Origin of the sequence: Dyadobacter flavalbus (assembly GCF_006149045.1) — a bacterium.
GTDB classification, from domain to species: Bacteria; Bacteroidota; Bacteroidia; order Cytophagales; family Spirosomataceae; genus Dyadobacter; species Dyadobacter flavalbus.
Map to the genome: position 1 here is coordinate 133,935 of NZ_VBSN01000038.1, position 11,446 is coordinate 145,380.

General features: G+C 44.3%; 10 protein-coding genes. 7 read left to right on the forward strand and 3 right to left on the reverse strand.

What is annotated here, in order from left to right:
• Positions 1-96: 96 nt before the first annotated feature.
• Entirely contained in the window at positions 97-531 is a 435-nt protein-coding gene (locus tag FEM33_RS12340) for a hypothetical protein (RefSeq protein ID WP_229214219.1), read from the forward strand.
• Between the two features lie 123 nt (positions 532-654).
• Positions 655-942: a hypothetical protein gene (locus tag FEM33_RS12345; RefSeq protein ID WP_139012326.1), complete on the forward strand. Its 288-nt coding sequence runs from the start codon at positions 655-657 to the stop codon at positions 940-942.
• Positions 943-1,370: 428 nt separating this feature from the next.
• On the opposite strand, the gene FEM33_RS12350 is transcribed toward FEM33_RS12345, so the two are convergent.
• A complete protein-coding gene (locus tag FEM33_RS12350; protein ID WP_139012327.1) occupies positions 1,371-2,309 on the reverse strand; it encodes a metallophosphoesterase family protein in 939 nt (312 codons plus the stop codon).
• 131 nt (positions 2,310-2,440) lie between these two features.
• Positions 2,441-5,161, reverse strand: a complete 2,721-nt coding sequence (gene ligD / locus FEM33_RS12355; protein WP_139012328.1) for a DNA ligase D — start codon at positions 5,159-5,161, stop codon at positions 2,441-2,443.
• Between the two features lie 298 nt (positions 5,162-5,459).
• On the opposite strand from ligD, the gene FEM33_RS12360 reads away from it, so the two are divergent.
• The 5 genes from FEM33_RS12360 to FEM33_RS12380 all read left to right on the forward strand — a co-directional run bounded on the left by FEM33_RS12360 (position 5,460) and on the right by FEM33_RS12380 (position 10,454).
• The gene (locus FEM33_RS12360) at positions 5,460-5,816 is read left to right on the forward strand and encodes a hypothetical protein (protein WP_139012329.1); all 357 of its coding nucleotides are present in this window, start codon (positions 5,460-5,462) and stop codon (positions 5,814-5,816) included.
• A gap of 26 nt (positions 5,817-5,842) precedes the next feature.
• The gene (locus FEM33_RS12365) at positions 5,843-7,252 is read left to right on the forward strand and encodes an ATP-binding protein (RefSeq protein WP_139012330.1); all 1,410 of its coding nucleotides are present in this window, start codon (positions 5,843-5,845) and stop codon (positions 7,250-7,252) included.
• A gap of 154 nt (positions 7,253-7,406) precedes the next feature.
• Positions 7,407-9,068 carry an NAD(P)/FAD-dependent oxidoreductase gene (locus FEM33_RS12370; protein ID WP_139012331.1) on the forward strand — a complete coding sequence of 554 codons (1,662 nt, stop codon included), beginning with the start codon at positions 7,407-7,409 and terminating at the stop codon, positions 9,066-9,068.
• Complete coding sequence (locus FEM33_RS12375; protein ID WP_139012332.1) at positions 9,068-9,337, forward strand: UBP-type zinc finger domain-containing protein; 270 nt, start codon at positions 9,068-9,070, stop codon at positions 9,335-9,337. Before FEM33_RS12370 ends, FEM33_RS12375 begins: the two co-directional genes overlap by 1 nt.
• A 688-nt stretch (positions 9,338-10,025) precedes the next feature.
• A complete protein-coding gene (locus FEM33_RS12380) occupies positions 10,026-10,454 on the forward strand; it encodes a response regulator (protein WP_139012333.1) in 429 nt (142 codons plus the stop codon).
• 45 nt (positions 10,455-10,499) lie between these two features.
• On the opposite strand, the gene FEM33_RS12385 is transcribed toward FEM33_RS12380, so the two are convergent.
• Entirely contained in the window at positions 10,500-11,444 is a 945-nt protein-coding gene (locus FEM33_RS12385; RefSeq protein WP_139012334.1) for an L-histidine N(alpha)-methyltransferase, read from the reverse strand.
• Positions 11,445-11,446: the final 2 nt, after the last annotated feature.

Consider the following 11,446-nt stretch of genomic DNA (forward strand, 5'->3'; position numbering starts at 1 on the left):
ACCACAAACTGACCGGGTCTGTCATCCCAAAAATCAGCGGGCATGGTTATTGCAATCTTGGATTTATGCATTTAACTAAATAATAACATGATGAAAATGAACCGGATTTTAGGCACGCTGGGAATGATGCTGATGACATTGTCGCTGTCGGCACAGGTCGTATCTAAGGACTCCATGAATACGCTTAAAGCTGAGAAGGAACAGATTGAAGCCAACAAAAAACTGAATGACCGCAAACTGGAACTTGCCAAGTTGGAAAACGAGCTGGAAAAGAAAACCAGAGATGCTGAAAAGGCGGCGGACAATGCACAGAAATCTGCCGACGAAAATAAAAGGATTGCTGAAAAACTGGGCGATGATCCGCAGGACAGAAAGCTGGCGCGCAGGGCCAGCAAAAGTGCAGGCGCAGCACAGCGCGACGCAAAAAGGGCCCGGAAAGCTTCCGATGATCTGGACGAACTCCGAAAAGACATCAATTCATTACGTGATAAAATCGCTAGCGACGAGTCCAATGTTTCTGCAAGACCGTAACCGGTAAATCCGGCATTTGCCGAAAAATTCATCCGCCCGGAGTAACTGGAAGTGCTCACCGGCGGATTTTTTGTTCAAGGCATACTTTTTTAAATACTGAGTTAAAAACCAAAAACATCAATCATGGCAACTAAAAGCAACAGTACAACGAATCATGATGAAATCCGTGCTTGGGTTGAGAAAAGAGGAGGTAAGCCCGTTACGGTAAAAGGAACCGGCGACAGCGACGAACATGCCGGAATATTAAGGATTGATTTCCCGGGTTACAGCGGCGGCGATTCGCTTGAACCGATCAGCTGGGAAGAATTCTTTGAGAAGTTTGACGAAAGCGGTCTTGAATTCCTGTATCAGGAAGAAACCAGCGAAGGCAAGGAAAGCCGCTTCAATAAATTTGTAAACAAGTCCAAGTAAATCAAACGGACGTTTGCTGATTATAAACCGCTGAACGGCGGTTTTTTTTGTGCGATGTGAAAGGAAAATTTTGTGGTAAGATCATAAAATATTAACTGTACTTATTAAGAATAAAGAAAGTATTAAAAATATCATATAGATTTATATGTAATATATGTTTATCCCTTACTAAATGACTTGTACTTGCCATACATCGTATATTGCAGTAAAGTAAAAAAATCCGGATCAATGAATCCGGATTTTTATGCAACTGGTCATAGCAGTGTGTATAGTGTAAATAAATGTGTGTATAGTTTTAATAAAACTATTTGATGACTTCAATTCCATACAAACAAAATACTTAAACGATACTTCACCAAAGCAGATGATTGAGAGGCAGAATTCAGTTAACGATCGGTAAAAATGAACCGGAATGTTGTAGCCGAAGGTTATATATTTCTGTTTTTTACACGATAATTGACATACTGGTTTGTAAAAGTACCGTCATCAAAAAGATCTATAACGGCATAGCCGGCTCTTGTTTCCTGTACTTCCCCGAACCAGTAGTTGCCGCAGACGGCTCCGTTACAGCAGTAGCTTACATGATTGTAATCCACGCGGTCCAGCACATGTGTATGTCCGCTGATGGCCAGCCTGACATTGGGATGTTTGTTAAAGATGCCGATGATATCTGAAACATCGGTATGCATCCAGCTTCCGGAAATAAGCCAGTTGTCGTTCTTAAAGTTTTTGTCACGGACAAATACGCTAGCGCACAGAATCGGAATGTGCGAAACAACCATTACGGGCGTCTGCGATGAGGTCTGGTTCAGGTCTTTTTTCAGCCAGTCCGTTTGTTCCTCATCCAGCTTTGCATAATATGTAAAACCTTCTTTCCGGACATGAATGCTGTCCAGAAATATGAAATGCCAGCCATTTTTGTCAAGGCTGTAATACGGTTTCTGTAATTGGAATTCGTCCATGGCCCATTTTTTCCCGTCCTCAAAAGCTGCGCCCTGTTCCCTGTTGCTCCAGATATCGTGATTTCCGATGACAGAACAGAACGGCAGTGAGTTTTCGTCCTTCATCACCTGATGAAAGAGCTTCCATTGCGTGGCAAGCTTGGACTGCGTGCTGCCGCCGGCTCCCATAATGGAATCGCCGCCATTGATAATCATGTCAGGCTTAATGGAAAGGTCCTGGATATGATGAAGGCATTTTGCCATGCCGTTGGCTGCCCAAAGCTGAGGCTGAACGTGAATGTCCGTGATGTGTGCAATCCGCATAACCCTCGCCGGCGCTTTCTTGACCGCAGCATCTGCAGATTCCGGTAGTGAAAGTCCGGCCGCCATCAAACCTATATTCTTTAACAGACTTCTTCTTTGCATAACATGGAGTTGAGTTAACCATCTGGTAAATACAAAGAATAATGCCTGAAATCAGCAACTTAGCCTTAACCGCAATAATTTAATAAAACCTTGATCCGGCCAAATCCCGGAGCCGTGCGGTCAGGACGGATTCAGTTTTCCGGCTGCTCGATTTTGCTGATGATTTGTTCCAGATTAATGCCTTTTTCAAGAACGGGTTTAAACAGGTCACCTTCATTTCTAATCCGGTCCATTGCGTTGAATATGGTAAAGTTCTGAAGCTGCAAACCTTTTTTTACTTCATCCCAATGCAACGGCATGGAGACGGTCGCACCCGGTTTTGGCCTGACCGAATACGGCGCTGCGAGTGTCGCCTGCGGACGGTTCTGCATATAGTCAATATAAATTTTTCCTTTCCGGTCTTTGGTCATACGCTCGATGCTGGTAAAATCCGGAAGTTCCTGCTGCACCTGACTGGCAATCCACTGCGCAAACAGCTGGCACTGATCATAATTGTACTTTGCATCCAACGGAATGTAAATATGGATTCCTGTGGAACCCGATGTTTTGCAGTAACTCGGGACCTGCAGCGAATCCAGCAGTTGTTTGATGGTTTGTGCCGTGGTAATAACCTGTTCAAAAGAATTGGATTTGTCGGGATCCAGGTCCAGCAGGCACCAGTCGGGATAATCCGGCTGTTCAATCTGACTGTTCCAGGGATGCATGTCGATACAGCCCAGATTGGCTGCATAAAGCAGGCTGGCCTCATCCTTGCAGAGCATGAAATTTTTCTGCTCGTCATCGCCTTCGGCTTTGTATGGAAAAGTCCTGATCCAGTCCGGCACTTTCCCCGTTACATCTTTCTGGTAAAAACCTTTTCCGGTAATGCCGTTCGGGAAACGGTACAATGAAAGCGGCCTGTTTTCAAGATAAGGTAAAATATAAGGAGCAACTTCATGATAATAATTGATCAGATCGCGCTTTGTAATTTTCTCTTTTTCCCAGTAAAACTTGCCGAGATTTGTAAATTTCACCTCGTTGCCATTCAGTTTTTTAAGCTGCATTTCTTCTTCGGCGTTCAGCAGTGATTTACTTTTTTTACCTTTTGACTTTGCGGTAGGCTGATTTTCCATGTGCTTTTCTTCTGCTTTATCCAGGATCTTTTCTGTTGAAAGTTCAACTTCCTTCACTACTTCGGTTGCTTTTTTATCTTCCCGCATTCCTTCAAACGACGGATGCCGGAAAATGCCGTCGGCCGTAACTTCTGTAAAACTTACTTCGCAAATCAGTTCCGGTTTCAGCCACGTTGCATTCCATTTGGCCGGATTGGTTTTCAAATGCGAAGGTTTACTGTATTCGGGTGAATCTTTAAAAGGGTTTTTCTGGGTTACATACGGTTTGAAGGTTTCCAGCATCTGCCTTTGCTGTTCCATTTTGAAACCCGTCCCGACTTTTCCGACATATTTCAGAAAACCGTTTTCATACACGCCCAGCAGCAGTGCACTGAACAGCCTCGGCGTTCCGGCATTTTTGGTATAGCCCGCGATAATGACTTCCTGCCTTTTATGGATTTTTATTTTTAGCCATTCATTGGTACGCATTCCGGGAAAATACCTGCTGTCTGATTTCTTGGCCATGATCCCTTCAAGCCCCATTTCGGCTGCGGCCTTGAAAAACTCCGTTCCGTCGGCAACAATGCTGTAACCCGTTCTGACTACACCTTCCTGGGGTATGATGGTTTGCAAAATAGCTTTTCTTTCAGTTAGCGGCAGGTTTGCAAGTCCTTTTCCGTTCAGCCACAAAACATCAAAAACATAATAAACCAATTGTCCGTTTTCTTCACTGCGCCAGTTTTGCAATGCATTGAAATCGGAATGTCCTTTGTCGTTGATCACCACAATTTCACCGTCCAGAACAGCATTCAGTTTCATGGCGGCCAAGCTATTGTAAACCGGGTAAAACCGTTCGTTGTATGAAAGCCGGTTTCTGGACTGAAGCTCGGTTTTTCCTTCATTCATGAACGCAACGGCTCGGTAACCGTCCCATTTAACTTCATATTCCCATCCCGGATCGTCAAAAGGTTCGTCTACAAGCGTTGCAAGCATCGGGTCCAGCGTTTCAGGAAAGGGTTCCGTTTTGCCGCTTTCACCCGTAATAACCGGATTGTTTCCGGCTTCAGGGGCCGGGTTTTCAGCCTGATTTTCCTTTTCTTTACTGCTTTTCTTCAGCGATTTTCCCGGAGCTTTTTTCTCGCCTTCCGATGCCTTTTCGGGCGAATCGGGTTCGGATTTATTTTCACTTGTATTATTTATTGTTTCAATGGTTTTGTCCGAAACAACGGATTTGTCTTTTTCGGTAATGTCCGATTCGGAAGCAAATTCGTCTCGATGTTTGATCAGCAGCCAAGCATTTCCGCCCATTCCTCTGGTTTTGACCAGCGCAAATTCACCTTTCAGCTTTTTACCGTTCAGCCGGAATTTAATCGACCCCGATTCCAGTTCACGCAACAAAATCCGGATCTGGTCTTCTTTGTTATCTGCCGTTTCCAAAGACTCATAGGTGCCGTTGTCCCAAACCATTACTGTTCCCGAACCATAATTTCCTTCCGGAATGATGCCTTCAAAATCCTTGTAATCGTACGGATGATCTTCCACCATCATGGCCAGCCTCTTTACCGACGGGTCCGTGGAAGGTCCTTTGGGTACGGCCCAGCTTTTGAGCACGCCGTCCATTTCCAGCCGGAAGTCATAATGCAGTCTGGACGCATCGTGTTTCTGAATGACAAATATGAGCTGATCCGAATCGGCTTTTCCGCCTTCCGGCTCGGGTGTATGCGTAAAAGAGCGTTTTTCATGGTATGTTTCCAGACTCATTCCTTTTCATTTATACAAGTTAGGCAAACTTTTAATTTAAAAATCATCTTGCGCAAAAAGGCATTAGCTGTTATTTGATCCTGAAATTGCTTTAATTGTAACCGTTTTTCAGGAAAACAGCACCTGCAGAGTGGATTTACGGTTATCCTGAACAACGGCATCCATGCATTTCAGAAACCGTTTTCAGTAAAATAATTATACCGGTTGTAAATAGTGATTTTGCTTTACTGAAGGCGGGAAGGAACGGGATTTTTGCACAAAGTATATCAATCAGCAATTAACTTAATCGGATTTATACATGAGCGTTATAGATATTCTGGGTGAGCAGGAGGAAACGCTGGGGACTGCGGAAGACCTTCGGGAAGAAATCATTGTGGAAGTTGCACAGCAGGAAGTTTCCGGCAGTCTGGTAAAAATTGAATTTGAAACTTCACTCGGCTTGTGTACGGGCTATTATCATTCCAGCGAACTCGGCCATGAAGAAATCAACATGGATACGGATTCCATGAACATGCTGCAACTGCTTTTTCCCGCATGCAACGGCGTATTTGTGCATCAGAGTAACCGCGCTTGGGTTGAAATCAGCCTTGCAGAACATATTCACGGCCTTCCGGAATATAAAATTTATAACAGGATCATTACTGCCCAGATCTGAACCGGCAAGTACAACCTTGTATTTTTATGAAAGAAATCCATGCTGCCGATCTGAAGCAGATCGAAGCTTTTCACCATGTTCCTGAAGACCAGCTTGAATGGATGATCCGCCACAGCAGTCATTATGAACTGGCGGAGGATGCATTTGTGGCCCGGCCCGGCGATCCGCTGAATGCCACACATATCCTGATCAGCGGAAGAATAGAGATTTACCGTCTGCAAAACAATGCGCGGATTTTCGTGGCGGAACTTATGCCGGGAAGCATCACGGGCATGCTGCCGTTTTCAAGGGCTAAAAATGCATTCGCCTATCTGCAGTGCGTTGACGCTTCGCAGCTGATGTCGTTCCCGCTGGAAAAAATGCGGGAGCTGATCGTATCGCATTATGAACTGACGCAGGCGCTCGTCATTGTCATGACTTCACGCGTTCGGGAATTTACCGAGCTGGAACAGCAGAATGAAAAGATCATGGCGCTTGGCAAATTGTCTGCCGGGCTTGCGCACGAACTCAATAATCCGGCGGCAGCCATCATCCGGGGATCGCTTTCGCTGAAAAAACATCTTCAGCTTCAGCCGGAAGCATTCAAAAGACTGATTTCCGTTCAGATGGATCCGGAAGAAATTGACGTGATCAATGAAAAACTGTTTGCAGTACTTGCAAACAAGTCGAGGCCCACGCTTACGATGATGCAGCGATCGGAAAAAGAAGACGAACTGCTGGACTGGCTCGATGACAATCAAATTACTGATGTCATGGATATGGCCGAGAATTTTGTCGAGTTCGGAATTACCATCGACGATCTGGAAGAAATGCAGCGCCGCATTAAAAAAGTAGATCTTTCGCCTGTACTGACCTGGATCAATACCAATCTAACAACCGAAAGAATGGTCGCCGATATTCAGGAAGCGTCCGGAAGGATTGCCGATCTGATTGGTTCTGTCAAATCCTTTACGCATATGGACCGAGGCGGTGAAAAGGATTTTACGGATATTCATACCGGGCTCCGCAATACGCTGATCATGCTGAACTACAAGCTGAAACAAGCGAAGGTTAAGGTCATTGAAGAATTCGACCTCAACCTTCCGCAATTAAAAGCAATGGTCGGCGAGCTGAACCAGGTCTGGACCAACCTGATTGACAATGCCATTGATGCGCTGGACGGACAACCGGATCCTGAACTGAAAATTTCAACCTGTCTGGACAAGGAATACATCCGCGTGGCAATCTGTGACAACGGTCCGGGTATCCCGCCGGAAATCCGCAGCAAGATTTTTGACCCTTTTTTTACAACCAAACCGATTGGCAAAGGAACCGGCCTCGGACTTGATGTTGTCATGCGCATTGTCAAACAGCATGGCGGCTCGGTTACGCTTCATTCCGTTCCGGGGAAAACGGAATTTGTGGTATGTTTCCCGATTAACAGTTCATACACCTGAGCGGTTGTTGGCGATCCGCGGTTAGCGGCCGGCAGCTGGCGTCTGGGTTCCAGCTGTCAGAAAGGGAAACGAATGATACCATGCGGATTGTAAAAACTGATATTCTCAGCTAACTTTAAGTAATTACTTATTCATACAAAACAGGTTTCAAGCTATGGGTTTGCCCATTATTTTTTCAATTGATGATGATGCGCAGGTTTTGAGAGCAATCAGCCGTGATCTGAAATCGCATTACAGGCAGGATTACAGAATACTGAGCACCACTTCTGTCAGTGAAGCGATGGAAAGTTTGCTGGATCTTCAGAATAAAGGCGAGGAAATAGCCGTTTTTATCTCGGACCAGCGGATGCCGGAAATGCAGGGCGTTGATTTTCTTGAAAAGGCTATGGTGATGTTTCCGTTTGCAAAAAGAGTTCTGCTCACTGCCTATTCCGATACCGATGCTGCCATCAAAGCCATTAATGATGTTCAGCTGGATTATTATCTGATGAAGCCCTGGGACCCGCCCGAAGAAAAGCTGTATCCGGCCATTGATGAACTGCTGCACGACTGGCAGGGAAGTTACCGTCCCGAATTCAGGGGAATAAAAGTAATCGGTTACCAATTTTCGCCCAAATCGCATGATATCAAGGATTTCCTTGCCGGAAACCTGATCCCGTATGCCTGGCATGATGCCGCTTCCAGCGAACAGGGAAAGCAGATTACCAAAACAAATAATCTGTGCCCGATCGATTTTCCGGTGGTGATTCTGGAAGACGGTACTTTACTTAAAACACCGACACGGATTGACCTTGCATCGCATATCGGACTGAATGCCAAAACCAAGCAGCAGATTTATGATGTCATTATCATAGGAGCGGGGCCGGCCGGACTCGCCGCTTCCGTATATGGTGCCTCGGAAGGTTTAAGTACGCTGCTGATCGAACGCAAAGCGCCGGGCGGGCAAGCCGGTACAAGTTCAAGAATCGAAAATTATCTTGGATTTCCTTCAGGATTAAGCGGTGCCGATCTGACGCGCCGTGCCATCACGCAGGCAACCAGGTTCGGAACAGAATTTCTTTCTCCGCAGTCCGTCAAGGAAATCCGGCTGAAAGGAAAATACAAAACATTAATACTGGGCGACGGCAGTGAAATCAATGCGAAAGCCGTAGTGATTACAACCGGTGTGGATTACCGGAAACTGGAAACCAAAGGCATTGAAGAATTCACGGGCAAAGGCATTTATTACGGAGCGGCAAGTACGGAAGCCAGTTCCTGCGGCAACAAAGATGCGTATGTGCTGGGCGGCGGCAATTCTGCCGGGCAGGCAGCCATGTATCTGGCTAAGTTTGCCCGCAATGTATATGTTCTGATCCGAAAGCAGGACCTTACTTCTTCCATGTCATCCTATCTGATCGATCAGATTCGTGGAACCGAAAATATTACGGTTTTGGGCTGTACGGAGATTCTGGAAGCCATGGGTGACGAACATCTTGAATCGCTCCGGCTTGTAGACCTGAACACTTCGGAAGAGCGGGTGGTGCCGGCAGATGCATTGTTTATATTTATCGGAGCCAAACCGTTCACCGACTGGGTTGGGCTGGAAATAATCAAGAACAGCAAGGGATTTATCGAAACCGGCAGAGAAATGAAAAGCTATAAGGATTTCAAGCAGATCTGGAAAGCAGAACGGGATCCGTATTTACTGGAAACGAGTTCACCGGGAATATTTGCGGCCGGCGACGTAAGGGCAGGTGCTATGAACCGCGTTACTTCCGCAGTTGGTGAAGGCTCCATGGCAATCAGTTTTGTACATCAATATTTAAGCGAAGTATAATGAAAGGAATTTGTGAGCACATTAATGAAATTGCAGAACTGAAAATGCCCGCAGAACTTGTCTGTGAGGAATGTATGAAAACGGATGGAACCTGGGTTCATCTGAGAACCTGTCAGACTTGCGGCACAACTTTGTGCTGCGACAGCTCGCCGTCAAAACATATGACCAAGCATTTTCATCAATCCGAACATCCTGTCGTCATCTCAGCCGAACCGGGTGAAAAATGGCTCTGGTGCTACAAAGACGAGTCATTTGCAGAATACGAATAAACAGGATTTCCCTTTTTTAGAAGCGCCCTTTTCGTGGAAAAACACAAATTCGTGTTTATTCCGGAAAGGGCGCTTTTCTTTTTAGACATCTGTCATTTATGGAAACCAATAAAATACTTTTAGCTGCTTTTTAAAAAAAAGGAGCAACTTAAAAGGCCTCGCTACCAAAAAAATGATTTAAATATTTGAAGTGAAATACTTTTCCGGACAGTATTTACAAATTCCATTATATGGATTTTAGGTCACATTGCCGGTTTTCTAACAATGTTCATTTTTCTGCTGGTTGCAGATATGATTTTTAGCCGGAACAAAACTGTAATTCGATTATATTTAAGCTGCAATCTGATTTTGATTTTTTTATTCGAACTCCATCAATGCTGTTTGTTAAATTTAAATCCTTTTAATTGAAAATATTGTAGAAAAAGATTCAGAGAATTTAGAAACAACAAAGTGGAAGTCTGGAAATAATTCAATTTGCTGAATTCAACTTTTACTTTTTGAAGTGAACTTGTTGTGTCTGCTGTTCACTTAAACAGCATAATTCCTTTACAAATATGTACGGAAAAGCAGTATACAGGCCAAACGGAGAAAATATGTTGATGCGGTACTTTATACCATTCGCCCGAATTGTTATTGAATTGAATAAATCGGATATTTGTACCCGATTTAATTAATCATTCCCGGAGTAATGTCAAGAAGAGGACCAATCATTTCTATTGAAGACGACACTGACGATCAGTTGTTAATCAAAACAATCCTAAAAGAACTTGAAATAACAAATACGCTTAAATTTTTTTCAAATGGCCTGGATGCGCTGCTTTATCTGGAAACGACTCAGGAGCAGCCTTTTTTAATAATTTGTGACATCAATATGCCGATTATGAACGGCATTGAACTTCGCAGGCGCATTGAGCAAAATGAATATCTTAAAAGAAAATCCATTCCCTTTCTGTTTTTGAGCACAGCAGACAATCCGGTAGAAATCCAGATTGCCTATGATATGACAATTCAGGGATACTTTAAAAAAGACAACAGTTTTCACGACCTTAAAAGCAAGTTTCGTACCATTTACGATTACTGGCAATGCTGTCTGCATCCCAATAATAAAAACAGCTGACACATTTAATTTTCAGGAATCATAGCATTACATCCGCCAATATATTCAGGGCTTAACCCACAGGCTGTCAGTAAAATAATGCTTGCAATCCAGAAAATGCTCCATAACTTCAAAGCCGTTGTCAACAGCTGTTCTCTCAATTTCTTTTAACGTATACTTTTTAGACAATTCGGTCCAGATCAGTTCATTCTGTTTAAATTCGTAGTTTTTGCCAGTTTGTGAAATATGCACCCGCTGTGCCGCCAGACTTACCAGATAGCTTCTGACTTCGCCGTTGATCGGGTTGTAAAAAGAGTAAAATTCAAACTGGTTCAGGTTGAAATTTCCGCCGAGTTCGCGGTTGATCCTGTTCAGTAAGTTGAGATTGAAATCTCTGGTTATACCTTGCGGATCATCGTAGGCCAGCCGAATTGTTGACGGGTTTTTCTGAAGATCAAACCCAGTCAGTAATTTGTCGTTCGTTTTCATGTTCCGGTAAAATCCGGACAGAAGATCATGAACTTCCTTGGGTTCATAATTTCCGATGTTGCCGCCGAGAAACAGAAAAAGGTTTGGCGTGGAAGAGGACGACAGTTCTCCGATCATGGAAAAATAGTTGCCGGTCAGCGGTTTGATGTTCAGCGCAGGCAAGTGCGCAAGCATATTTGTTTTCAGTTCATCAATGGCTTTGCGGGAAATATCGACCGGGACATAGGAGAAATCGATGCCTTTTTCCACCAGTTGTTTCAGAAGCTGTCGTGTTTTTATCCCGTCCCCGGCGCCGAGTTCTACAATATTGAAGGGTTCAGCAAAGTTCAGCTTGTCAATAATTCTTTCTCCCTGCAAAGAAAGAATCTCGAATTCGCATGCCGTAGGGTAGTACTCAGGCATTTTCATAATGTCCTGAAAAATCACACTGCCAATATCGTCGTAAAAGTATTTGGAGGAAATGTGTTTGAAGGGTGCGGATAAGCCTGTATGTATATCTTCAGCAAAAGTATTGTCTGACATGT